Genomic DNA, 24,765 nt, shown 5'->3' on the forward strand with positions numbered 1-24,765 from the left:
CCGGGCCTCAGCGGTTGGCGTCGGAGTGCGTCATGGCGGTGTAGAACAGCCAGGACACCAACAGGATGATCAGGAAGTACACCAGCGAAAACGCCGCTGCCGGACCGAGGTCGAATTGCCCTACGGCCATCTGGGTCAACGTCTGACTCAGGAAGGTCGTGGCGTTACCCGGCCCGCCGCCGGTGAGCACGAACGGCTCGGTGTAGATCATGAAACTGTCCATGAAGCGCAGCATCACCGCGATCAGCAGCACGCTCTTCAGCTTGGGCAACTGAATGTGCCTGAACACCGCCCAGGCCGAGGCGCGATCGATGCGCGCGGCCTGGTAATACACGTCGGGAATTGCGCGCAATCCGGAGAAACACAGCAGCGCCACCAATGAAGTCCAGTGCCAGACGTCCATCACCAGCACCGTCACCCAGGCGTCCATGGTGTTGGCCGCGTAGTTGTAACTGATGCCCATGGCGTTGAGGCTCGACCCCAGCAAACCAATGTCCGCGCGGCCGAAAATCTGCCAGATCGTACCGACCACGTTCCACGGAATCAGCAGCGGAATCGCCAGAATGATCAGCACCACCGACGACCAACGGCCCTTGGTCGGCATGGTCAGCGCAACGGCAATGCCCAGCGGAATTTCGATCAGCAACACACACGCGGAGTAGATGAACTGGCGCAGCAATGAGTCATGCAAACGCGGATCAAGCAGCACTTGCTTGTACCAGTCAGCGCCGACAAAGTAGCGGCTGGACTGGTCGAAGATGTCCTGCACCGAATAGTTGACCACGGTCATCATCGGGATCACCGCACTGAACGCCACCAGCAGGAACACCGGCAACACCAGCCACCAGGCCTTGTTGTTCTGCACCTTGTTCATGGCTGCACCTCTTCATCGGCTTCGAGCAGAAACTCATCGGCATAGACCATCAGCCACTGCGCCGGAAAACTGATGTACGCGATGCCCTGTGGCACCGGTTTGTCTTCCGCCAAACGTACTTTCAACGGCGCGCCGTCGAGGTCGAGGGTCATGATCTTGTAGGTGCCGAGGTCTTCGACGTGTACGACCCTGGCCTGCATCGCGTCATCAAACGGCTCGTCCCAGACATGAATAAACTCCGGGCGGATGCCGACCTTCAGATTTTTCCACTGGCCGTGTTCGATATGGCGCTGCATGGCGTCGGATAACGGCAGGTGCGTCGAGGCGAAACCAACGCCGCCGGGCTGCGGCTGCACGTCGATCAGGTTCATCCCGGGGCTGCCGATGAAATAGCCGACAAAGGTATGGCTCGGCCGCTCGAACAGTTCCCGTGGCGTGCCGAACTGGACGATCTGGCCGCCGTACATTACCGCGATCTTGTCGGCGAAGGTCGAGGCCTCGAGTTGATCGTGGGTGACGTAGACCATGGTGATGTTGAACTGCTCGTGGATCTGCTTGAGCTTGCGCCGCAGTTTCCACTTCAGGTGCGGGTCGATCACCGTCAGCGGCTCGTCGAAGAGGATTGCGGAAACGTCGTCACGCACTAGGCCACGGCCCATCGAGACTTTCTGTTTTTCGTCGGCGGTGAGGTTGCGCGCCTTTTTGCTCAGCAGGTTTTGCAGGTCGAGCACTTCGGCAATTTCCTGCACCTTGCTGTGCACTTTCGCCTCGGCCATGCCCTGATTGCGCAGGGGGAAAGCCAGGTTGTCGAACACGGTCATGGTGTCGTAGACCACCGGAAACTGGAAAACCTGAGCGATGTTGCGCTTCTCCGGCGTCAGGTCGTTGACCGCTTTGCCGTCGAACAACACGTGGCCCTGCGAAGGGCTGAGCAGGCCGGAGATGATGTTGAGCAAAGTTGATTTGCCGCAACCCGACGGCCCGAGCAAGGCGTAAGCACCGCCCTGCTCCCAGACGTGATCCATCTCGCGGATCGCGTAATCCTCGGCGCCGCTCGGGGTTTTGCTGTAGCTGTGGGCGAGGTGCTGCAAACGGATTTCGGCCATCAGGCAACCCTCGCGACACGCCGGCCCGGTGCTTGCACCAGACGGCCCTGCGCATCGAAAACGAACAGTTTGTGGGTCGGGATGTAAATGCGGATCGGCGCATCGACGTCGTATTCGTGAACGCCGGGCAAGTGCAGCACCAGCAGGAAATGCTCGTTGCGCACGTGCAGGAAGGTTTCCGAACCGCTGATCTCGGCGACTTCGACGGTGACTGCCAGTTCGAGGTCATCATCGTTGCTTGGCACCAGCGAGATGTGGCTGGGGCGCACGCCAAAACGGAACTCACCCTCGCCCACCGGGCGCAGATCGACGTTCAACGGGAAGTGCACAAAGTTGGCGAAGCTGACTTCATTGCCGGCGATGCGTCCGGGCATCAGGTTGATCGGCGGTTCGGAGAACAATTCGGCGGCGAGCACGGTTTGCGGCTGGTGATACACCGAGGTCGACGGGCCGCTCTGAATCACCCGGCCTTCGTGAAGAATGGTCGTGGTGCCGCCCAAGGCCAGCGCTTCGTTGGGTTCGGTGGTGGCGTAGATGGCGATGGTGTGGCGCGCCTTGAACAGCTCGCGCATTTCCTGGCGCAGCTCTTCGCGCAGTTTGTAATCGAGGTTGACCAGCGGCTCATCGAACAGAATCAGCTCGGCATCCTTGACCAGTGCGCGGGCCATGGCGGTGCGCTGCTGTTGGCCGCCGGAGAGTTCCAGCGGATAGCGTTGCAGAAACTTTTCGATGCGCAGCATCTTCGCCGTCTCTTGCACTTTGCTATGGATGATTTCTTTCGAGACACCAGCCTGACGCAACGGCGAGGCGATGTTCTCGAACACGGTCATGGTCGGGTAATTGATGAACTGCTGATAGACCATCGACACGTTGCGCAGGCGCACCGGGCGCTGGGTGACGTCGACGCCGTTCATCAGGATGCGGCCGCTGTCAGGTTTGTCCAGACCGGCCATTAAACGCATGAGGCTGGTTTTGCCGGACAGGGTGCGGCCGAGCAAAACGTTGAACGAACCGGGTTCGAATTTCAGACACGCATCGTCGATCCAGGTCTGGCCCTCGACGGTACGGCTGACGTGCTCCAGGGTGAGTGACATGGCTCGGCCTTTTTATTATTGGAGTCAAGCGACCTGTGCACGGGAGCGAGTTCCGTGCCAGAAATGGCAAGTGGTTGATTTGTCGTGAAAATCGTTGAAAGCGTGGGCAACGGGCGTTCATTGCTGAACACATTTGAACAAGTGGGCGATTGACAATGAACAATAGTGAACAACACTCTATGAACGCTTTTTGCCCGATCTCGTAAACACGGAAGATCCCTGTAGGAGTGAGCCTGCTCGCGATAGCGGTGTGTCAGTCAATGCAAATCCGTCTGATAGACCGCTATCGCGAGCAGGCTCACTCCTACAGGAATCTGTGCAGGTTTCGAAAATCGGGTTCATAACAACAATAAAAATCGCTGCATCAGAGGCCCACTGCCATGGCCGCACCTGCCCCGCCGCTGTCCCACGACGCGATCGTCCAGACTTCCTGGCAACGTTGCCGTGCGTTCGGTCTTGACCACCAAAGCACGCCGGCCTTCGATCAACTGCCCGCCGCCGGCATTGCGCAGTTGCTCGACAGCCATCACTCGCTGGTGCAGACCACTCACCAGGAAGTCCTGCCTTATTACGAAAACATCCTCAGCAATTCCAACTGCCTGATCATGCTCGCCGACAATCAAGGCCAGGTGCTGACCTCGTGGGGTACGCAGCGCTTTATCGAGCCGAATCTGGCCCGGGGTTTTCAGGCTGGTGCAAGTTGGGTCGAGCGCACCAGCGGCACCAATGCGATCGGCACCGCACTGGCGTGTGAACAAGCGGTGCATATCGAACACGATGAACACTTTCTGAAAGCCAACCGCTTCATGACCGGTTCCGCAGCGCCGATTTTCGACGCCGAGCGCAAAGTCATCGCGGTGCTTGATGTGTCCAGCGACAGCTACCTGCCGCCCTCGCACACGCTGGGCATGGTCAAGATGATGAGCCAGACCGTGGAGAACCGGCTGATTCTCAACCTGTTCCATGGCCAGCATTTTCAACTGACCTTCAACACCGGGTTGAACAACCTCGACAGTCAGTGGGCGGGGTTGTTGATCTTTGATGAGAGCGGTCAAGTGCTGTCGGCCAATCGCCGTGCCGATAATCTGCTGGGCGTGCGTTTGTCGCGGGTCAGCGTTGAGAGCCTGTTCAAAGTGTCGTTATTGGAGTTGATCAATCAGCCGGACGGGTTGCCGTTTGCCTTGCAGACGTCCGGGCGCAACCGTTTTCAGTGTTTGTTGAAGCGGCCGAAGCAGGCGTCGGTTCAACCGCGCGTTTTTGCTGTTGAAGCCAAAACTGCCGCGCCCACCGCGATCAGCCTCAACACCTTGCACTTCGGCGACGCTCGCGTGGAAAAAGCCGTGCGGCAGGCTGAGCGTTTGCTGGAGAAAGACATTCCGTTGCTGATCCATGGCGAAACCGGGGTCGGCAAAGAGGTCTTCGTCAAAGCCCTGCACCAGGCCAGTTCACGCAGCAAACAGGCGTTCATTGCCGTCAACTGCGCGGCGATCCCCGCCGAACTGGTCGAGTCGGAATTGTTCGGATACGAGAAAGGCGCGTTCACCGGCGCCAATCAGAAAGGCAGCATCGGGCTGATTCGCAAGGCGGACAAAGGCACGTTGTTCCTTGATGAAATCGGCGATATGCCGTTGCCGACTCAGGCGCGGTTGCTGCGGGTATTGCAGGAGCGCTGTGTGCAGCCGGTGGGCAGCAGCGAGTTGTTTGCGGTGGATCTGCGGATTATCTCGGCGACTAACCGCTCGCTGCGTGAACAAGTGCAATTGGGACGGTTTCGTGAGGATTTGTATTACCGCATTGGTGGTTTGACCCTGGAACTGCCGCCGCTGCGGGAGCGCAGTGATAAAGAGGCGTTGTTTAAACGACTGTGGGAGCAGCATCGTGAGCCGACGCAGTGGGCGGGGTTGAGTCAGGAGGTGCTGGAGCTGTTCAGTCGTCATCCGTGGCCGGGGAATTTGCGTCAGGTCAGTAGCGTGATGCAGGTGGCGCTGGCGATGGCTGAGGAGCAACCGGTCAGGCCTGAGCATTTGCCGGATGATTTTTTTGTTGATCTGGAGATGGAGCCGGTTGAGAGCGCGGCGCCGTTGGGGCTGGATCTGAATGATGTTGAAGCGTTGAACCGGGAGCTGAAGGCTTCCGGGGGCAATATTTCGCATCTGGCGCGACGTTTGGGGGTGAGTCGGAATACGCTTTACAAGCGGTTGCGGCAGATTGAGGGTTGAGTGAACCCCATGCCCCTCACCCCAGCCCTCTCCCCCAGGAGAGGGAGCCGACCGAGGTTTCTGGCGTTGTACATCGACCTGAAAAAACCAGTCGATTATGGATTCAAAGCATCCCGTTCAGGTCGGCGTATCTCTCGAACATCCCCCATTCAGTCCCCTCTCCTGGAGGGAGAGGGAGCCGACCGAGGTGTCTGGCGTTGTACATCGACCTGAAAAACCAGTCGATTATGGATTCAAAGCATCCCGTTCAGGTCGCTGTATCTCGTGAACATCCCCCAATCAGTCCCCTCTCCTGGGGGAGAGGGCTAGGGTGAGGGCGAAAATTCCGGCTCAACATGCGCAACCGAAGCCGCCTCCAATGTGCGCAACCCGACCAGCACAACCACCACCATCATGATCCCTGCACCAATGGCCACGCCGAACCCTGCCCGCGCGCCCCAGGCATCAATGACCAGCCCCGCCAGCATGCCGCCCAGCGCAACGCCAATGCTGATGCCCGTGGTCATCCACGTCAGCCCTTCGGTGATCCGCGACGGCGGGATGATGATTGTCCCCAGCTTCATGACCACGACCATCGTTGGCGCAAACGAGATGCCGGCGATGAACAGCGTCGCTGACAGGACATACACGTCGGCTGCAAAAATCGGCAACACCCCGGTCAACGCCGTGACCAGGATCCCGATCAGGAACTGTTTTTCTATCGCCAGCGAAACCCTCATCGCACCGAACGTCAAACCCGCCACCAGTGAACCGAACGCATAGGCGGCGAGGATAAAGGTCGCCGACGCTGGCCAGCCCTGCGCATTGGCGAACGCGACGACGGCGACATCGATTGCTCCGCCAATGACACCCATCGCCAACAGCGCCAGCACAATGGTGCGTACACCGGGAATCAGCAGGGTTGAGCCGCCATGACTGGCGTGGCCCACGACAACTTTAGGTTCAGTCTGGCGTTGCAGGAGGAACGCCGTTACCCCGACGGCCAGCAATCCGACCGCGACCAGTGGCCCGGCTTCAGCGAAAAAACTCACGCTCAAACCGATCGCCAGTGGCGGGCCGACGATGTAGGCCATTTCGGTGAGGACGGTGTCCAGCGAGAAAGCCGTGTGCAGTTGAGGCTTACCCCGGAACAACTGCGTCCATCGCGCGCGAATCATCGACGGCATGCTCGGCATCGTTCCCGCCAGTGCCGCCAGCACAAACAGCAATGCGGCTGGCGCACGCAAGTAGACGGCGATGATCAGCGCCAGCAACATGACAATGCTGAACGCTGTGACGACGGGCAGCACGCGGCTCTGGCCATGTTGATCGACCAGTTTCGAGATGTGCGGGCCGAGCAGCGCATTGGCCAGGGTGAACGTCCCGGCGACGGCGCCGGCCAGCCAGTACACACCGGTTTGCTGGACCAGCATGGTGATGATGCCGATGCCGATCATTGCCTGCGGCAAGCGGGCGATAGAGCTCGCGAATACTAGCCCGGTGGCACCGGGGGTCGTTAGCAGTTCGCGGTAGTGATTGGCCATGGTGTTTCCCTTACATGATCGTCACCGCTCAGCATCCGGCTGAACGCGTTGCCGACATCAAGACCTACGCGAACGTCAAAAGCAACCCTCACCCCAGCCCTCTCCCAGGGGGAGAGGGAGCTGACCGAAGTGTCTGGCGTTGTGCATCGACCTGAAAAAACCAGTCGATTATGGATTCAAGGCAGGTTCAAGTCGGCGTGTCTCTTTGACACCCTATCCCTCACCCCTGCCCTCTCCCGGAAGGAGAGGGAGCTGACCGAGGTGTCTGGCGTTGTGCATCGACCTGAAAAACCGAGTTGATTATGGATTCGACAAAAATCGTTCAAGTCGGCGTACCTCTCCAGCATCCCCCATTCAGTCCCCTCTCCCTCTGGGAGAGGGCTAGGGTGAGGGGCTTTTCCAGCGTCCAAACAAAAACCCGCACAAGGCGGGTTTTGTTTTGAAGCGAAACACAGCTATCAGTCAGCCAAACGCCAGGTAGTCCCACCCTTACCGTCTTCCAACACAACGCCCATCGCCGTCAGCTGATCACGGATACGATCGGACTCAGCCCAATCCTTACCCGCACGTGCCGCCAGACGCGCCGCAATCAGCGCATCAACCTCTGCCGCATCGACACGCCCTTCAGCGCCCGCCTGCAAAAAGTCATCTGCTTCGAGCTGCAACACACCCAGCACGCTCGCCAGCTCTTTCAGACGTGCCGCCAGACCCGCCGCCGCATCAAGATCGCTCTCACGCAGACGGTTGATCTCACGCACCATCTCAAACAGCACGGCACAAGCTTCCGGCGTGCCGAAGTCGTCGTTCATCACCGTGGTGAAACGCTCGACGAAGGCTTCGCCGCCCGCCGGCGCCACGGTCGGCAGGCCTTTGAGCGCGTGGTAGAAACGCTCCAGAGCGCCTTTGGCGTCCTTGAGGTTGTCTTCCGAGTAGTTGATCGCGCTGCGGTAGTGGCTCGACACCAGCAGGTAACGCACGACTTCCGGGTGGTACTTTTCCAGCACGTCGCGAATGGTGAAGAAGTTGTTCAAGGACTTGGACATCTTCTCGCCATTGATGCGAATCATGCCGCAATGCATCCACGCGTTGGCGTAGGTCTTGCCGGTGGCCGCTTCGCTCTGGGCGATTTCGTTTTCGTGGTGCGGGAACTCGAGGTCGCTGCCGCCGCCATGAATGTCGAAGGTCTCGCCGAGGCAGCAGGTGGACATCACCGAGCACTCGATGTGCCAGCCCGGACGCCCGGCGCCCCATGGCGACTCCCAGCTCGGCTCGCCCGGTTTGGCGGCTTTCCACAGCACGAAGTCGAGTGGGTCCTGTTTCGACTCGTCGACTTCGATGCGCGCGCCGATGCGCAGGTCTTCGATTTTCTTGCGCGACAGCTTGCCGTAACCCATGAACTTGGCAACGCGGTAGTACACGTCGCCATTGCCCGGGGCGTAGGCGTAGCCCTTGTCGATCAAGGTCTGGATCATCGCGTGCATGCCCGGAATGTGATCCGTGGCGCGCGGTTCCATGTCCGGCTTCTTGATGTTCAGGCGCGCTTCGTCTTCGTGCATCGCGGCGATCATGCGCTCGGTCAACGCTTCGAACGATTCACCGTTCTCGTTGGCGCGGTTGATGATCTTGTCGTCGATGTCGGTGATGTTGCGCACGTAGGTCAGGTCGTAACCGCTGAACCGCAACCAGCGGGTCACCAGGTCGAACGCGACCATGCTGCGGCCGTGGCCGAGGTGGCAGTAGTCGTACACGGTCATCCCGCAGACGTACATGCGCACCTTGTTGCCATCCAGCGGCTTGAAGACTTCTTTGCTCTTGGTGAGCGTGTTGTAGATCGTTAGCACGTTAAATCCCTTGAATCACTGGCCCCACGAATCACGCAGGGTCACGGTACGGTTGAATACCGGCTGACCTGGTTTCGAGTCCTTCAAATCGGCAACGAAGTAGCCTTCGCGCTCGAACTGGAAACGGTCTTCCGGCTGTGCATTGCCAAGCGATGGCTCAGCACGACAACCGGTGAGTACCTGCAGCGAATCAGGGTTGATGTTGTCGAGGAAACTCGCGCTGTCTTCGGCCTTCTCTGGGTTGGCCGAACGGAACAGACGATCGTACAGACGCACTTCGCACTCGACGCTGGCCGCGGCCGGCACCCAGTGGATCACGCCTTTTACCTTGCGGCCTTCCGGGTTCTTGCCGAGGGTTTCCGGGTCGTACGAGCAACGCAGTTCAACGATGTTGCCATCGGCGTCCTTGATCGCTTCGTCGGCACGGATCACGTAGCTGCCGCGCAGACGCACTTCACCGGCCGGCTCCAGGCGCTTGTAACCCTTCGGCGGCTCTTCCATGAAGTCGTCACGGTCGATGTAGATTTCCCGAGCGAATGGCAGCGCGCGTACGCCCATGTCTTCTTTCGGGTGGCGCGGCAGTTCGAGGTTCTCGACCTGGCCTTCCGGGTAGTTGGTGATGACCACTTTCAGCGGACGCAGTACGCACATGGCGCGCGGTGCGGTCTGGTCGAGGTCGTCACGGATGCTGAATTCGAGCATGCCGAAGTCGACCACGCCGTCGGAACGGTTGGTGCCGATCATTTCGCAGAAATTGCGGATCGATTTCGGCGTGTAGCCACGGCGGCGGAAGCCCGACAGCGTGGACATGCGCGGATCGTCCCAGCCGTTGACGTGCTTTTCATCGACCAGTTGCTTGAGCTTGCGCTTGCTGGTGATGGTGTAGTTGAGGTTCAGACGGCTGAACTCGTACTGACGCGGGTGCGCCGGCACTGGCAACGCGTCGAGGAACCACTCATACAGCGGACGATGGCTTTCGAACTCAAGGGTGCAGATCGAGTGGGTGATGCCTTCGATGGCGTCCGACTGACCGTGGGTGAAGTCGTAGTTCGGGTAGATGCACCACTTGTCGCCGGTCTGATGGTGATGGGCGTGACGGATGCGATACATGATCGGGTCGCGCAGGTTCATGTTCGGCGAGGCCATGTCGATCTTCGCGCGCAGCACACGGGCGCCGTCCGCGAACTCACCGGCACGCATGCGGGCGAACCAGTCGAGGTTCTCTTCAACCGAACGGTCGCGGAACGGGCTGTTCTTGCCCGGCTCGGTCAGGCTGCCACGGTATTCCTTGGCCTGCTCCGGGGTCAGGTCGTCGACGTAGGCTTTGCCGGCCTTGATCAGCTCGACGGCCCAGTCGTGCAACTGGTCGAAATACTGCGAGGCGTAGCGCACTTCGCCGGACCACTCGAAGCCCAACCATTTGACGTCGCTTTCGATCGCGTCGATGTATTCCTGGTCTTCCTTGGCCGGGTTGGTGTCGTCGAAACGCAAGTGCGTGACGCCGCCGAACTCCTGGGCCAGGCCGAAGTTCACGCAGATCGACTTGGCGTGGCCGATGTGCAGGTAGCCGTTGGGCTCAGGCGGGAAACGGGTAACGATCTGGGTGTGCTTGCCCGAGTCCAGGTCTGCCTGGATGATCGGCCGCAGGAAATTGACCGGCACGGCAGGGCCGGACTTGGCATTCGAGGTAGGGTCGACAGTGGGCTTGCTCATAGGATCCTTGACTTACATGTGCGCGGCCGCAGAGGGGGCCAGACAAAACAAAGCCGCTATCATAGCCGATGCTGTCAAGGGGCTGACAGAGCACGGCCTATAAAGGAGCGCATTTAATCGCAGGGATTTGGAAAAACAGCCTCGAAATTCGCGCCTGTCACGCTAAACTGCGCACCTTGGCCCACGGGCTGAACCGGTAACGGGCGCAAATGTCCCATTGCCCACGAATTCCTTATAAAACGCTTCATTGAAAAAGAGCACCGATCATGACTCAAGTTAAATTGACCACCAATCATGGCGACATCGTCATCGAACTGAACGCTGAAAAGGCGCCGATCACCGTCGCCAACTTCATCGAATACGTCAACGCCGGTCACTACGAAAACACCGTTTTCCACCGCGTCATCGGTAACTTCATGATCCAGGGCGGCGGTTTCGAACCAGGCATGAAAGAAAAGAAAGACAAGCGTCCAAGCATCCAGAACGAAGCTGACAACGGTCTTTCCAACGAGAAATACACCGTTGCCATGGCCCGCACCATGGAGCCGCATTCGGCATCCGCGCAATTCTTCATCAACGTTGCCGACAACACCTTCCTCAACCACAGCGGCAAGAACGTGCAGGGCTGGGGCTACGCGGTATTCGGTAAAGTGACCGCCGGCACCGACGTTGTCGACAAGATCAAAGGTGTTTCGACCACTTCCAAGGCCGGCCACCAGGACGTACCAGCAGACGACGTGATCATCGAGAAAGCCGAGATCATCGAAGCGTGATATTGCTGATTTCAGACTTGCATCTGGAAGAGGAGCGCCCGGACATTACCCGGGCGTTTCTGGATTTGCTCGCCGGACGCGCCCGCTCGGCGAGTGCGTTGTACATTCTCGGCGACTTCTTCGAAGCGTGGATTGGCGACGACGCCATGACGCCCTTCCAGCGTTCCATCTGCCAGGCCCTGCGCGAACTCAGCGACAGCGGCACGGCGATTTTTCTGATGCACGGCAATCGCGACTTCATGCTCGGCAAGGCCTTCTGCAAGCAGGCCGGCTGTACGTTGTTGAAGGACCCGAGTGTCGTGCAGTTCTATGGCGAGCCGGTGCTGTTGATGCACGGCGACAGCCTCTGCACCCGCGACGTCGGCTATATGAAGCTGCGTCGTTACCTGCGTAATCCGATCACGCTGTTTGTCCTGCGCAATCTGCCTTTGAGCAGCCGCCATAAACTGGCGCGCAAACTGCGCAGCGAAAGCAAGGCACAAACGCGGATGAAGGCCAATGACATTGTCGATGTCACGCCGGAGGAGATTCCGCGGATCATGCAGGAATATGGGGTGAAAACCCTGATTCACGGGCACACTCATCGCCCGGCGATCCATAAGCTGCAGCTCGGTGAGCAAGCGGCGAAGCGCATTGTGCTCGGGGATTGGGATCGGCAGGGTTGGGCGTTGCAGGTGGATGAGAGCGGGTATGCCTTGGCGCCGTTCGACTTCGCCCCGCCACTGGCTTTGCCGCACGGCTGAAGATCGCTCCCCCCTCACCCCAGCCCTCTCCCCCAGGGGGGCGAGGGGGAAAGGGAGCCGATCTCTGTGCTTTTCAAAACCTGAGTTCGGCTCGGTATTGCAAGTCGGTGTACCTCGAACAATCAACTCGGTCAGTCCCCTCTCCCTCGGGGAGAGGGTTAGGGTGAGGGGCTTTTGACCTTAATGTCCTGAAGCCGCAGGCCCCGCCTTGGCAGCAAACGGCGGCTTCGCCAGCCACACAATCAGAATCAACCCCATAAACCCCCAACCCAGCAACGTGAAGTAATCCACGGTGGAAAGCATGTACGCCTGGCTGGTGAGAATCTGATCCATCTGCGCATACGCCGACTGGCTCGCCCCACCCAAAGAATGCAAGGTCTCGCGAGTCGCCGGCTCGAAGGTACTGATGCTTTCGCTCATATACGCATGATGCTGATCCGCCCGACGAATCCAGATCCACGTGGTCAGCGATGCAGCAAAACTACCGCCCAGCGTCCGCAGGAAAGTCGCCAGACCCGCGCCGTCGGCAATCTGGCTAGGCGGCAAGTCCGACATCAGAATGCTCAAGGTCGGCATAAAGAACAGCGCCACACCAATGCCCATGAACAACTGCACCAGCGCGATATGCTGGAAGTCGACCTCGTTGGTGAATCCGGCCCGCATGAAGCAACTCAGACCAATCGCCAGAAACGCCAGCCCGGCCAGCAAACGCAGGTCGAACTTGTTCGCGTACTTGCCGACAAACGGCGACAGCAGCACCGGCAGAATGCCGATCGGCGCGACGGCCAGACCGGCCCAGGTCGCGGTGTAGCCCATTTGCGTCTGCAACCACTGCGGCAGGATCAGGTTGATGCCGAAGAACCCGGCGTAACCCAGCACCAACACCAACGTGCCGATGCGGAAGTTACGGTGCGCAAACAATCGCAGGTTGACCACCGGATGCTGGTCGGTCATTTCCCAGATGACGAACACCGCCAGCGCGATCACCGAGATCGCCGCGCCGATGATGATGAAGTTCGACTCGAACCAATCCAGATCATTGCCCTTGTCGAGGATCACCTGCAACGCGCCGACACCAATGATCAGCGTGATCAGACCGACGTAATCCATCGGTTGACGGCTGGTTTCCACCGGACGTTTGGCCAGTTGCGAACGCACCACCATCACCGCAAAGATGCCGATCGGCACGTTGATGAAGAAGATCCACGGCCAGCTGTAACTGTCAGTAATCCAGCCGCCAAGAATCGGCCCGGCAATCGGCGCAACCACCGTGACCATCGCCAGCAACGCCAGGGCCATACCTCGCCTGGCGGGCGGATAGACCGCGATCAACAGGGTTTGCGTCATCGGGTACAACGGCCCGGCCACCAGACCTTGCAGGACGCGGAAGCCGATCAGTTCCGGCATCGACGTCGAGATACCGCAGAGAAACGAGGCCAGCACAAACAAAATGGTGGCCCAGAGAAACAGCTTCACCTCGCCGAAACGGCGGCTGAGCCAACCGGTCAGCGGCAGCGCAATCGCGTTGCTCACGGCGAACGAAGTGATCACCCAGGTGCCCTGCTCCGAACTCACCCCGAGGTTGCCGGAAATCGTCGGCAGCGCCACGTTGGCGATGGTGGTGTCGAGCACTTGCATGAACGTCGCCAGCGACAGGCCGATGGTGCTGAGCAACAGGCTGGGCGGCGTGAAAGAGGCGTTATTGCTCATTGTGAATCCTATGAAACCTGATTAGCGCCGGGCCCTTTGTGGGAGCGAGCCTGCTCGCGAAGGCGGCCTTTCAGACAAATAAATGCTGAATGACACACCGCTTTCGCGAGCAGGCTCGCTCCCACAGGGTGAGGGATCAGCGTTGCGCGGTTTTGCTGACCGCAGCGCTGTTGTCGTGGATCAGCTGCGCAATCATCGCGTCGGCTTCAGCCAGTTGGCGGTCGTAAACGTTGGTGCTGAACGAGGCTTTTTGCGGCGGCTGCTGCGCCAGCACCGGGCCGCTCTGGTCGTGCAGGTTCACTTCAACATTGGTCGACAGACCGACGCGCAGCGGGTGCTTGGCCAGTTCTTCGGCGTTGATGTGGATACGCACCGGCACACGCTGGACGATCTTGATCCAGTTACCGGTGGCGTTCTGCGCTGGCAGCAAGGCAAACGCGCTACCGGTACCGGCGCCGAGGCTGTCGACGGTGCCGCTGTACTTCACATCGCTGCCGTAGATATCGGATTCGATATCGACCGGCTGACCGATGCGCATGTCACGCAACTGGGTTTCCTTGAAGTTGGCGTCGATCCACAGCTGATCCAGCGGAATCACTGCCATCAACGCCGTGCCCGGCTGCACACGCTGACCGAGTTGCACGGTGCGCTTGGCGACGTAACCGGTGACCGGCGCGATCAAAGTGCTACGAGCATTGGTCAGGTAGGCCTGACGCAGATCTGCAACCGCCGACATCACGTCCGGATGCGACGACACCACGGTGTCATCGACCAGCGCGCTGGTGGTTTTCAGCTGCTGCTTGGCGTTGGCCAGGGCGTTTTGCGCCGAGGTCAGGTCGTCGCGAGCGTGGGACAGTTCCTCCTGGGAAATCGCCCCGCCCTGCGCGAGGTTTTTCCGGCGGTTGTAGTTGTCCTGGGCTTTCTGTACTTCGGCCTGTTGCGCGTTGACCTGGGCTTTCATGCCATCAACATTGCTGTACAAGCCGCGCACCTGACGCACAGTGCGCGCCAGTTTCGCCTGCGCACTTTGCAGGCCGACTTCAGCGTCGTTCGGGTCGAAGTTGATCAGCACCTGACCTTCGTGAACCAGATCGCCATCGTCAGCACCGATGCTGACCACGGTGCCGGTCACCAGCGGAGTGATTTCGACAACGTTACCGTTGACGTAGGCGTCGTCGGTGCTTTCGTTAAAGCGCCCGATGAATTCGTGATACGCCCAGACGCCGGCGCAGGCGAGTGCAACCACAACGGCCAGCACCAGCAGCATGACTTTGCGCTTGCGCGGGTTGCCGGTGTCCGGGGTGTTGCCTTGAGCTTGGGTGTTTTCGGCAGTGGCCATGACAATTACCTTGAATTAGTTGTGCGGCGTGGCTGGGCTGGCGTTGGCTGCGGTCAGGGTTTGCCCCTGGAAGCCGCCGCCCAGCGCTTGCATCAGTTGAATCGACAGGTCGATCTGCTCGGCATTGAGGGTGGCCAGTTGACGCTGGGCCTGCAGCAATTGCTGCTCGATGCTGAGCACGTCCAGGTAGTTGCCGATGCCGGAACCGTAACGCTGGACGACGGTGTTGTAAGAGTCCTGAGCGATGTCGGTGGCGTGTTGCTGCGCACCGATCTGCCGGCCGATGTCACGCAACTGGTTGATCGTGTCGCTGACATCGCCCAGTGCTTTCACCAGACTTTTGTTGTACTGCGCCACCGCCAGGTCGTAATCGGCGTCGCGCGCATCGAGGTTGGCGCGCAGGCGTCCGCCGTCGAAGATCGGCACCGAAATGGTCGGGGCAATGTTGAAGAAGCGACTGGCCGAACCGAACATCGCGTCACCCAACAAAGACTCGGCACCGGCCGAGGCCGACAGGTTCAAGTTGGGATAGAAGCGGGTTTTCGCCGAATCGATGTCCTTGCTCGCCGCTTCTACGCGCCAACGGGCGGCAACCAGATCCGGGCGACGACCGAGCAGTTCCGCCGGCAATACCGACGGCACGGCGACAGCGCTGGCTTGCAGGACTTTCGGTCGGGCGATTTCGTTGCCGCGATCCGGGCCTTTGCCGAGCAGCACGGCCAAAGCGATCTTGGCGCTGTTCAGGCGTTTTTCCGCATCGATCAGACTGGCTTCGGAACTGGCTTCCAGACTTTGCGTTTGCTGGAACTGGTACTGACTGTCGATCCCGGAACTCAGGCGGCGCTGGCTCAGGTCGAGCATTTGTCTGGTGCGCTTGAGGTCTTCGTTCGCCAGGTCATAAACGATGTGCGCCTGACCGAGATCGCTGTAGGCACGAGCGACGTCGGCGGCGAGGGTCAGTTGTGCAGCCTGACGATCGACTTCAGCGGCGCGAGCCTGACCGAGTGCTGCTTCCCAGGCATCACGCTGACCGCCCCACAGGTCGAAGTTGTAATTGAACCCGGCGCTGACGTTACGCACGGTGGCGTAAGCGTCGCCCTGCCCCAGCGGGTCCTGATCCTTAGCCAGGCGCGAACGGCTGATGCCGGCGCTGGCGTCGAGGGTCGGATAACGTTCGGCATCGGCGGCGTACGCAGCGGCGCTGGCCTGATGCGCGCGAGCTTCGGCGATCTGCATGTCCGGGCTGTCGTGCAGGGCTTCGCGAATCAGACCGTCGAGTTGCGGGTCGCCGAGGCTGGTCCACCAGTCGCTCTTCGGCCACGCGGCCGGCGACAGGGTCACGCCGTTGAGCGATTGGCCGACTTCCAGGCTTTTTGCATCAAGGCTCGCGCCCGAAGTGTCGAGGCCGCTGTAGTTGGCGCAGCCAGCGAGGATCATCGCCGACAGCACCAGGGTCAGGCTGCTGCGCAAGGTTTTACCGCTCATTGTGTTCACCTAAACGCTGGATGGTGATCGGGTCACCGGCTGCCAGCAGGATTTTCTTGAGGATGTATTCCAGGGTCTTCAACTCGTCCGGGGTGACGGCGCCGGCCAGTTCATTCATCGCGTCGGCGCCGATGTGCGGCAGGCGATCGGCCAGTTGCTGGCCTTGCTCGGTCAGCTTGAGTTGCACCTGACGGCGATCGCCTTCGCTGCGCTGGCGAGCCAGAAAGCCTTTCTGCTCCAGACGATCGAGCATGCGTGTCATCGAACCGCTGTCCAGCGACAGATGCCGGCACAGCTCGGCCGGGGTATCGACGCCGAACTGGGCCATGATGATCAACACCTTGAACTGCGCGGCGGTGATGCCGTGGGGTTCCATGTGGGTGTCGATGATCCGGTCCTTGAGCAGCGCCGCACGGCCAAGCAACAGGCCGAGATGGCAGTGTTTGAATTCGTCCGGGGTGAAATGCTTCATTTGCTCACCTAATAACTGCCTAGGCAGTGAATGTATGTCGAGATGTTACTGCCTAGGCAGCGAATGTCAACGCAATAGTTAGGTTGCTTTGCAATTAGTTGACCAATGGACTGGGTTTTTGTGGCGCCCGCGCTGACGCCTTCGCGAGCAAGCTCGCTCCCACAGGGTCTTGCGTCAGCCAGAAAATATTGGCAACGACACAAAACCTGTGGGAGCGAGCTTGCTCGCGAAGGGCGCGACTCGGTGTAAGTTCGGTCAGGAATCGTCGGAAGGATGCACGGGTGGCGGCTGCACAGGATGCACCTCACGCCCCCGCAAGGCAGTGGCCACATACCCAAACGCACGCTTGCTCACCGCATAAATGCTATGCCAGCCCGGCGGTGCCGGTTCGATGGCGGCATGCAACGCTCGCGCATAATCGAGCACCAGTCCGGGCGTCCAGGCCATCGCCTCGGCGCGTTTGCGCACTTGCGCGGCAACCCAGAACTCGGGGCTGAAGATGATCCGGGCAAAATCCAGCATGCTCGAATGCCCCCGGTTCATCGCCCCTTCAAGGGCCGCTTCGAGACTATGGGCAACAGCGCTGGAACAATTGCGACTGGTCAGGTTGTACGTGCTGCTCTGGCGATAGCCCGCCCAGAACGCACTGAGTCGCCGGGCATCGTAGCGGGCAAAACTGACCTGCACCGAAGACGGACACCAGTCCGCCACCTCGCCGGCATAGTCAGGCAGAAACCTGCCGGCAACATCGTTGTTCGGCGTAGCCCGCAGCAAGCGCACAAAATCCCCCGCCGAGCGATCGATGTCGTCCTGCGGGTAATGGCTGATGTAAATGTCCGGGCCACATTCCAGTGCCGCGTGACCGGCGGAGATAACGCCGTTGATATCGACCGCCGCGATGTAGCGGTTGAGCAGGCGATTGCGCACCAGGGTGTCGTCGACGGTGCCGCTGGGGGTCCAGACGTGAATCACCAACGCATCGCTGCTGGCCGGCGCACTGACCGACAAAGGGCTTGTCAGCGGCGGCTGGTTTTTGAAGCGCACCGCTTGGCGCAACAAGGCACAGCCCGAGAGAAACAGGCTCATGCCAATGCAGAACGGCACCGTGCCCTTGTACAGCGTCGGATACGGCTCAAGGATAAATACGCCAAAGCCGATTTCGAACAATCCCGCCAGCAGCGACACTTGCCAACCGACAAAGCGCACCACCAGCGCCGCCGCCAGCCGAAAACCGCCATCGAGCAAAAAAGCCCCGCCAAACAGCACCGCCAGAATCAGCCCGGCAGCATGTTGCCGGTCGACGATCAGCAGTCCCAACAAGAGAAACGCCAACCCTCGCGCTTTGCGCAGGGCCGCAGCGGTCCCGGCTTGCGGTGCCGGCACCAGCAGCAGGATCAGCGCTTCGAGCAACAACAGATAGCCGAAGAGATGCAGCGGGAAATACAGCACGCCGTCCAGCGCATCAATGAAGATGCCCACACCGGCCGCGCCCCAGACAATGCCCGTCAGCGCCAGCGCAGACCAGCGTTTGCGGACAAAGTCGTGACCGAGCAAGACCATACTCAAGCGGACCATTTGCGCCCCCGTTATCTTCGGGCAGCCGCCAACCGCGCTGCTTTCAAGTTGCGGTGAGTCTAATCCATTCTGCAAAAGCCGGATCGCAGCGACGCGACCCGGCTATGGGGAACGCGCATTAGAAATCGCGCTTGTAGAAGATATCCAGCGAACTCGCGACGCCACTGGCCGCCTCGACATAGACCTTCTTGCTCAGCTTGTAGCGCAGCGCGATGGTGCTGGCCGGTTCAAACACGCCAACGCCATAACGCAAACTGAGCTTCTCGGTAATATTGCCGCTGGCCACAACACTGGTGGCATCGCCGCTGCCTGCAGTGTCGAGCTGGAAATCCTGAATCCCCAGATCCTTGGCCAGACTGCTGGTGACCCCGGAGCTGCCCATCAAGCCCAGACCCAACGCCGCTTGCGCGAGCATGTTGTTGTCTTCGCCATTGGTACTCAGCGGACGACCGAGGACCAGATAGGACAACGCCTGTTCCTGACTCATCGCCGGTTCCGAGAAGATCTGCGTGGTCGGCTGCTCGGCGCTGCCGCTCAGGCGAATACCGGCGATCACGTCGTCGGTCTGGCGAATCGCTTCGATGTCCAGATATGGCTGATCGAGGGGACCGGCGAACAACAGACGCGCACGGCGCACTTGCAGGCGCTGGCCGTAGGCACTGTAGCGGCCGTCGTTGAGCCACAGTTCGCCACGGGTATCCATGTTGTCGCCGATGTGCACATGACCTTGCACGTTGGCGGTCAGACCAAAACCGGCGAAGGCCAGTTTGTCTTCACCGACCACCACGTCGATGTCCATTTTCATCGCCATCGGCGGTTTGCCCTCTTCGGTCTGCGCACCGACGATGATCGTGTCATCGGAGACTTTCACCGTTGACGGCGGCAGCTCACGCACGGTGATTTCACCTTTGGGCACCTGCACTTTGCCGGCGATTTTCAGCTCGTCGCCGGCCATGGAAATCTTCAGATCCGGCGCCACTTCAAGTTTCGCGTACGGCTCGACGGTGACCGGCAATTGTGTGCCTTTCAAAGCCAGATCGACCACCAGCGCCTGACCCCAGGCAACGTTACCGTTGAGGCTGCCCTGCCCGCTCTTGCCGCTTTTCCAGCCGCCGTCGAGGCGTACCGATTCGCCGGCAATCAGGGCGGTGAGTTGCAGGTTCTGCAGCTCCATCGGCAACTCGGCGCCGGACACTTCGCCGTCGCTGAGTTGCACGGTGCCGTTGACCAGCGGCGCCAGCAATCCGCCGGAAATGGTGCCGCTGCCGTTCAGACGCCCGGTGAGTTTCTCGACCATCGGCACAAACGGCCGCGCCACCGACAAATCCAGCCCACTGAGACGGAACGAGCCGCTCAGCGGTTTGTTTTTCGGCAGTGGATTGAGCTGCGCCTGCACCATCAATTCGCCGAGTTTGCCGCCAACGAAATTGAGTTCGGTGTCGACGCGCTTGGGCGTGAGTTTGCTGGTGAGTTTAAGGGTCTGGTAGGGGAAATCCAGCCACTGATCCTTTTCCTTCATGCGCAAGGTGCCGCCGCTGGCGTCCACACTGACCACACCATTGGGGCCGCTGGCCGGCAGATCCAGTTGCAGATCGGCGTTGAGCTTGCCCTTCCAGGCAAAGTCTTTCGGCAGCCATTGCGCCAGACTTTCGATCGGAAATTGCTTGAGGTGGTAGCGCAGTTTCGGCTCCGGCATCAGCCGTTGATCTTCACCGCACAGGCTGGCATTGCCGGACATCCAGCAATGCGCGCCAAAGTTGATTTTGCCGTCAGCCAGACGTTCGAGCTTGGCCGGGCTTTGCAGTTTCCAGTCCTGACCACCGGCCTGAATATCGCCGCTGGCCAAGCGTCCGCGCCAGTTGCCTTTGTCGAGATTGCCGTCCAGACCGAGGGCCAGTTTCAGCTTCGGCCCAATCAGGTCGAGGTTGAGTTTCTGGCTCTTGATGTCGCCCTGAGCGCTGGCGGTCAACACGCCCAGGTTGGTGTCACCGGCCTGAATGCCAGCGCCTTTCAGATCGATCTTCGCCCGTTGCGCGCTGTCGAGTGTGGCGTCGAGGTTGAGGCTTTGCAGGCGATTGTCCTGAAACGCCAATTGCGAACCTTGCAGGCCGAGTTTGCCCTGAGGCGCTTGCAGCGTACCGGTCACATTGACCTGACCGGTGACCTGCCCGCGCAGTTGCGGCCAGAGCTGGGCCAGACGCGACAGCTTGATGTCGATCTGCCCGGTGAGTTTCTGTTGCAGGCTGCCCTTGCCGCTGATGCTGTTGTCGCCGAGGCGGATTTGCAGGGCGTTGAGATTCCACTGCTCACCAGCGCCGTCAGCCTTGGCCTGGAGGATTGCCGGTTGCCCGCGCAGTTTGCCTTTCAAGTCGAGGTCGGCGGTGAGGCTCAGGCGCTCGTTCTTCATTTCGCCTTGGCTTTTCAGCGGTCCAGCTAACGTGCCCGGCAACTCGGCGACCCAGTACGCCGGGTTCAGTGCCGACAGCTCCAGCGCCGTGTCCCAGGCGATGCCATCGGCGAACTGCACATTGACGTGACCTTCCGCCTTGCCCTGCCCGGCTTCCATTTTCAATTGCGGCAAAGCGATCTGTTTAAGGCTGCCGCTGAACGGACTGCTCAGGGTAAACGCACCCGCCGGGCCATCCATTGCGGCGGCGAAGTTGCCGAGGTATTGGCCGTCGGTGTAGGAGACTTCGCCAGTAAACGTACGCAAGGCGACTTGTGGCTCGTCGATTTCGTTATAGAGCCGATGCCACGGGAAATCCTGCCAGTTGATATTGGCTTGCGCGGTGAGGCCTTTGCTCCAATCGACACTGCCAGTGAGTTTCAGGCTTTGCTTGTCGTTGGCTGTCAGATCAAGGCCGGCGATCTGCGCGCCGCTGGCGTCGACTTTACCTTTGAGCAACAGCGCCACCGGGCCTTTGTCGGCGGGCAGCGTGGCGTTGCCGTTGAGCTGGTAGCCGTTTTTCAGGTCGCCTTCGCCGGTCAACACCAGTTGATTGAGTTGCAGGGTGTCCGGTAAATCAGCGCTCGGTTTGAACGCCTCGGAGGTGATGCGCACTTTCGCCGGCAGGTTTTCCGCCAGCGGTTGCAGTTCGCCGCTCAACTGGCCGTCAAGGTAACCCCGGCTGTCGGCGTGCAGGTTGAGGGTTTTCAACAGGTCGCCGTCGATCTTCAACGCCAGTGTCCACGGCCCCGCGCCCGGTGACGGCAATGTCAGGTCTCCGGCGATGTTCAGCGGCCAGTTGCCGGTCGGCGTGAGTGTGCCAGACAGGTTCAGGCTGAGGTCGTCGCGCTGCAATTTAACGCTGTCGATCTGCATGCCCTGAGCGGTCCAGTGCGCCGCCAGTTGCAAGCCCTTGAGTTGTTCGCTGCCGTTGAACAGCAGACTGCCAACCTGCACGTCGCCCAGTTCGATGGCAACCGGCAATTGCAGATCCGGCAGTTTGATCGGGCCGCTCTCGGTGGTTTCTTCGCTCGGCGGGAATTGCAAAATGACCTGATCAGCCTTGAGCTGTTCGATGCACAAGGTCATGCGTGTCAGGCACAGCGGTGACCAGGCGAAGATTGCCTTGTTCAGCTCGACGCGACTGCTGTCCTGCTGCCACAGCAGATGATCGGCACTCCATTGCCCGCCGAGACGGCCCTGAAAATTTTCCACCGTCAGCCCCGGCACGAGGCCCAGCACCCAGCGGCTGCCGGCCGCCGTGCCGAGTACGGCGGTGACACTCAATACAATCAACAACACCAGCGCCAACAACGCCAGCGCCGTAATTTTCAAACCACGCTTCACAGCTCAGGCCCCATGGAAAAGTGCAGCCGGATGCCGCCATCGTCGTCGAGTGCGTGGGCCAGATCGAGGCGGATCGGCCCGACCGGCGAGACCCAGCGCACACCAATGCCGACCCCGGTCTTGAGGTTCGGCAGTTCGAGTTTGTTGAAAGAGTTGCCCTGATCGACAAAGGTCGCCACGCGCCATTTCTCGGCGACCGAGTATTGGTACTCGACGCTGCCGGCGACCATGTAGCGGCCACCGATGCGATCACCCTTGGAGTTTTCCGGGGACAGACTCTGGTAGTCGTAACCGCGCACGCTCTGATCGCCACCCGCAAAGAACCGCAGCGATGGCGGAATCGAGTTGTAGCCGTTGGTGGCGCTACCGCCGACCTGCACGCGACCGAGGAAGCGGTGTTTGTCGAATACCGTGGTCAGGCCTTTGACCAACGCCGTGCCATATAGAAGGTTGTTGTCCGAACCCAAGCCTTCCTTCGCCACTTTGCTTTCGAAGCTCAGGCGATAGCCATTGTGCGGGTCGATACGGTTGTCGCTTTTCAGGTACGAGTAACTGATGCCAGGCATCAGCAAGGTACTCAGGCCCGAGTCGTCGCCGAGTTCATATTCTTCGCGCTGCCATTTCAGCGAGATCACCCGCTGCCAGCCACTCGGCAATTTGCTGTGCCATTCCGGGCCGAAGGTCAGCAGCTTGCTGAGCGTGTCGGAACCGTCGATGTCTTCGAACTGATAACCGCCGGCCCAACGCAGTTTGTCGGTCAGTGGCGGGTCGAGCGGGATGTCGTAGAACAGCCCGACGTTTTGCCGTGGCGCCGACAGCTCGGCTTCCCAGCCATAACTGTCGCCTTGCGGGTTGACCCAGTGGCGGGTCCAGTTGGCTTTGATGCGCGGGCCGACGTCGGTCGAATAACCGAGGCCCAGACCCATGGTGCGCGGCTTGCGCGTGTCGAGTTTGACGTCCACCGGGATCACGTCGTTCTTCGCGGTGGTCGGTGCGGCATCGACGCGTATGCCTTCGAAATAACCGCTCGATTGCAGATCGCGATTGAGCTCGGCGATCAGCTCGGAGTCATACGGTTCGCCTTCCTTGAACGGCACCATGCGTTGCAGCAGGTCTTCGTCGAACGGCGTGTCGCCTTCGAATTTGACTCTGCCCAGCGCATAACGCGGGCCGCTTTCGTAGATCAGTTCGACGTCGGCGACACCGGCGCGCGGGTCGACCAGGAGTTTCTGACTGGTGAAATGGCCACTGAAGAAACCGAAGCGCGAGGCCTGATTCTGAATAAGTCTTTTGGCGTCTTCGTAACGCCCATGATTGAGCACCGCGCCGGACTTGAGCACGTCACTTTTCGGTACACGAAAGGATTTGAGGGAGGCAGCCGGGCCGTCGACACGAATGGTGACGTTGCGCAGGCGAATCGGCTCGCCGGGATCGATGTTCAGCACCAGACGCGGTTTTTTGCCGCCCTTGACGTCACTTTCGATCTGCGGCTGGTAGTAGCCCAACGCCTGAGCCGCTTTGCGCGCCTGCTCTTCGGCACCGCGACTGAAGCGCTGCAGGGCTTCTTCGTCACGATCGCCGAGGCTGCCGATATAGCCTTCTATATTGGCCTTGAGTTCATCGTTGGACGGTTTGATCCGCACATCCAATTCACTTTGCGCCAGCGCCGCGCAGCTGGTTAACAGCAGGAGCACGCCACTGGTAAATCTTCCTGGAAACTTCATAGGCGCGGATGCTATCACGGGCTTGGGAGCGTGATAGAACAGGAAATTTCCCAAGAAGTTCGATTGTCATGCTGTTGCAGTTTGTAACACCTGCGGATTGGCGTGGAAAAACACGTGTTCGCGCACCGGGCCGACGGCAACTTCGCCGATCTCTTCGTAACCCTGCCTTTTATAGAATTCCAGATAGCGTGGGTTGCCGGTGTCGAGCACCACGCCCTGCGAGGTTTCGTCCACCGCGCACCAGTTGTGTACGGCGGTCAGCAGTTGCTCGCCAAAGTGCTTGCCCTGAAATTGTGGGTGGATGCCCAGCAGCGGCAGCATGTGCACCGAATCACTGGGCACACACGCGGTGACGGCGTCGTGGTAATCGAGATAGCGGCGGGTGCAGCGAAAACCGGTGCTGAGCACCATGCGCAAACGCCACGCCCAACTTTCGGTGATGCCCAAACGGCGTTGCGGCGGCGCGATCAGGGCGATGCCGATCAGGCGGTCGTTGACCAGCAGGCCGATGGCGGGCAGATCCTGCAGAAAGTGTTGTTTGACCAGTTCGCGCACCGTCGCCCGCACGCGCTGTTCGTAGCCGGGGCGCTCGGCTTCGAACAGGTAGCCGAAGGTCGGTTCGTGGCGATAGGCCTGATAGAGCAGTGAGCGGGCTTCGCGGGAATAACCGCGGTCGAGCATATGAATGTCGGCGATGGCGGTCTGGGTTTCAGGCATGACGGTGATTCTCCCCGGGGCGCGTTCAAATGGCGGCGCTCTTGGTGGTACGAACCTTTTGCGG

The 24,765-nt window shown here is 60.1% G+C and carries 17 protein-coding genes; 3 read left to right on the plus strand and 14 right to left on the minus strand.

Translation table 11 applies throughout. The features are described 5' to 3' along the window. Positions 1-7: 7 nt before the first annotated feature. The 3 genes from AB4N44_RS06580 to AB4N44_RS06590 are packed head-to-tail and all read right to left on the minus strand — an operon-like array spanning position 8 to position 3,074. A complete protein-coding gene (locus tag AB4N44_RS06580; protein ID WP_007912484.1) occupies positions 8-874 on the minus strand; it encodes a carbohydrate ABC transporter permease in 867 nt (288 codons plus the stop codon). Next, the gene (locus AB4N44_RS06585; RefSeq protein WP_460109637.1) at positions 871-1,980 is read right to left on the minus strand and encodes an ABC transporter ATP-binding protein; all 1,110 of its coding nucleotides are present in this window, start codon (positions 1,978-1,980) and stop codon (positions 871-873) included. Before AB4N44_RS06585 ends, AB4N44_RS06580 begins: the two co-directional genes overlap by 4 nt. Then, positions 1,980-3,074: an ABC transporter ATP-binding protein gene (locus tag AB4N44_RS06590; RefSeq protein ID WP_007912480.1), complete on the minus strand. Its 1,095-nt coding sequence runs from the start codon at positions 3,072-3,074 to the stop codon at positions 1,980-1,982. The genes AB4N44_RS06585 and AB4N44_RS06590 overlap by 1 nt, the downstream gene beginning before the upstream one ends. Before the next feature lie 380 nt (positions 3,075-3,454). Here AB4N44_RS06590 and AB4N44_RS06595 point away from each other — a divergent pair, with 380 nt between their 5' ends. Next, positions 3,455-5,293 (plus strand): sigma-54-dependent Fis family transcriptional regulator, encoded by a 1,839-nt coding sequence (locus tag AB4N44_RS06595; protein ID WP_127928963.1) that lies wholly within the window; start codon positions 3,455-3,457, stop codon positions 5,291-5,293. A 305-nt stretch (positions 5,294-5,598) separates the two neighbouring features. Here AB4N44_RS06595 and AB4N44_RS06600 read toward each other — a convergent pair whose 3' ends face one another. The 3 genes from AB4N44_RS06600 to AB4N44_RS06610 all read right to left on the minus strand — a co-directional run bounded on the left by AB4N44_RS06600 (position 5,599) and on the right by AB4N44_RS06610 (position 10,370). Then, on the minus strand, positions 5,599-6,816 hold the full coding sequence (locus AB4N44_RS06600; protein WP_460158194.1) for an MFS transporter: 1,218 nt from the start codon (positions 6,814-6,816) through the stop codon (positions 5,599-5,601). A gap of 458 nt (positions 6,817-7,274) precedes the next feature. Further along, positions 7,275-8,657, minus strand: a complete 1,383-nt coding sequence (gene cysS, locus AB4N44_RS06605) for a cysteine--tRNA ligase (protein WP_016986558.1) — start codon at positions 8,655-8,657, stop codon at positions 7,275-7,277. 15 nt (positions 8,658-8,672) lie between these two features. Then, positions 8,673-10,370, minus strand: coding sequence for a glutamine--tRNA ligase/YqeY domain fusion protein (locus AB4N44_RS06610; RefSeq protein WP_122600546.1), 1,698 nt, complete (start codon positions 10,368-10,370; stop codon positions 8,673-8,675). Between the two features lie 266 nt (positions 10,371-10,636). Here AB4N44_RS06610 and AB4N44_RS06615 point away from each other — a divergent pair, with 266 nt between their 5' ends. Next, positions 10,637-11,143: a peptidylprolyl isomerase gene (locus AB4N44_RS06615; RefSeq protein WP_095118204.1), complete on the plus strand. Its 507-nt coding sequence runs from the start codon at positions 10,637-10,639 to the stop codon at positions 11,141-11,143. After that, the gene (lpxH, locus tag AB4N44_RS06620; protein WP_150774799.1) at positions 11,140-11,886 is read left to right on the plus strand and encodes a UDP-2,3-diacylglucosamine diphosphatase; all 747 of its coding nucleotides are present in this window, start codon (positions 11,140-11,142) and stop codon (positions 11,884-11,886) included. The genes AB4N44_RS06615 and lpxH overlap by 4 nt, the downstream gene beginning before the upstream one ends. A 180-nt stretch (positions 11,887-12,066) precedes the next feature. Here lpxH and AB4N44_RS06625 read toward each other — a convergent pair whose 3' ends face one another. From AB4N44_RS06625 to AB4N44_RS06660, 8 genes are all read right to left on the minus strand, one after another. Then, the gene (locus AB4N44_RS06625) at positions 12,067-13,596 is read right to left on the minus strand and encodes a DHA2 family efflux MFS transporter permease subunit (protein WP_127928968.1); all 1,530 of its coding nucleotides are present in this window, start codon (positions 13,594-13,596) and stop codon (positions 12,067-12,069) included. Positions 13,597-13,732: 136 nt separating this feature from the next. Then, entirely contained in the window at positions 13,733-14,935 is a 1,203-nt protein-coding gene (locus AB4N44_RS06630; RefSeq protein ID WP_460158195.1) for an HlyD family secretion protein, read from the minus strand. 15 nt (positions 14,936-14,950) lie between these two features. Beyond that, entirely contained in the window at positions 14,951-16,420 is a 1,470-nt protein-coding gene (locus tag AB4N44_RS06635) for an efflux transporter outer membrane subunit (protein WP_460109631.1), read from the minus strand. Further along, complete coding sequence (locus tag AB4N44_RS06640) at positions 16,410-16,892, minus strand: MarR family winged helix-turn-helix transcriptional regulator (protein ID WP_077573642.1); 483 nt, start codon at positions 16,890-16,892, stop codon at positions 16,410-16,412. The genes AB4N44_RS06635 and AB4N44_RS06640 overlap by 11 nt, the downstream gene beginning before the upstream one ends. Positions 16,893-17,147: 255 nt before the next feature. Further along, positions 17,148-18,467 (minus strand): hypothetical protein, encoded by a 1,320-nt coding sequence (locus AB4N44_RS06645; protein ID WP_127928970.1) that lies wholly within the window; start codon positions 18,465-18,467, stop codon positions 17,148-17,150. 118 nt (positions 18,468-18,585) lie between these two features. Continuing rightward, entirely contained in the window at positions 18,586-22,260 is a 3,675-nt protein-coding gene (locus AB4N44_RS06650; RefSeq protein WP_460109628.1) for a translocation/assembly module TamB domain-containing protein, read from the minus strand. Further along, entirely contained in the window at positions 22,257-23,984 is a 1,728-nt protein-coding gene (locus tag AB4N44_RS06655; protein WP_460109626.1) for an autotransporter assembly complex protein TamA, read from the minus strand. Before AB4N44_RS06655 ends, AB4N44_RS06650 begins: the two co-directional genes overlap by 4 nt. A 66-nt stretch (positions 23,985-24,050) precedes the next feature. Next, entirely contained in the window at positions 24,051-24,701 is a 651-nt protein-coding gene (locus AB4N44_RS06660; protein WP_150652300.1) for a GNAT family N-acetyltransferase, read from the minus strand. Positions 24,702-24,765: the final 64 nt, after the last annotated feature.

This window comes from Pseudomonas sp. S3_C06, assembly GCF_054667675.1.

Coding starts and splice junctions, on each gene's coding strand:
- AB4N44_RS06640 (WP_077573642.1), bottom strand. CDS start 16,892: ATGAAGCATTTCACCCCGGACGAATTCAAACACTGCCATCTCGGCCTG.
- AB4N44_RS06580 (WP_007912484.1), bottom strand. CDS start 874: ATGAACAAGGTGCAGAACAACAAGGCCTGGTGGCTGGTGTTGCCGGTG.
- AB4N44_RS06660 (WP_150652300.1), bottom strand. CDS start 24,701: ATGCCTGAAACCCAGACCGCCATCGCCGACATTCATATGCTCGACCGC.
- AB4N44_RS06585 (WP_460109637.1), bottom strand. CDS start 1,980: ATGGCCGAAATCCGTTTGCAGCACCTCGCCCACAGCTACAGCAAAACC.
- AB4N44_RS06630 (WP_460158195.1), bottom strand. CDS start 14,935: ATGGCCACTGCCGAAAACACCCAAGCTCAAGGCAACACCCCGGACACC.
- AB4N44_RS06655 (WP_460109626.1), bottom strand. CDS start 23,984: ATGAAGTTTCCAGGAAGATTTACCAGTGGCGTGCTCCTGCTGTTAACC.
- AB4N44_RS06645 (WP_127928970.1), bottom strand. CDS start 18,467: ATGGTCCGCTTGAGTATGGTCTTGCTCGGTCACGACTTTGTCCGCAAA.
- AB4N44_RS06635 (WP_460109631.1), bottom strand. CDS start 16,420: ATGAGCGGTAAAACCTTGCGCAGCAGCCTGACCCTGGTGCTGTCGGCG.
- AB4N44_RS06615 (WP_095118204.1), top strand. CDS start 10,637: ATGACTCAAGTTAAATTGACCACCAATCATGGCGACATCGTCATCGAA.
- AB4N44_RS06590 (WP_007912480.1), bottom strand. CDS start 3,074: ATGTCACTCACCCTGGAGCACGTCAGCCGTACCGTCGAGGGCCAGACC.
- AB4N44_RS06610 (WP_122600546.1), bottom strand. CDS start 10,370: ATGAGCAAGCCCACTGTCGACCCTACCTCGAATGCCAAGTCCGGCCCT.
- AB4N44_RS06600 (WP_460158194.1), bottom strand. CDS start 6,816: ATGGCCAATCACTACCGCGAACTGCTAACGACCCCCGGTGCCACCGGG.
- AB4N44_RS06595 (WP_127928963.1), top strand. CDS start 3,455: ATGGCCGCACCTGCCCCGCCGCTGTCCCACGACGCGATCGTCCAGACT.
- AB4N44_RS06625 (WP_127928968.1), bottom strand. CDS start 13,596: ATGAGCAATAACGCCTCTTTCACGCCGCCCAGCCTGTTGCTCAGCACC.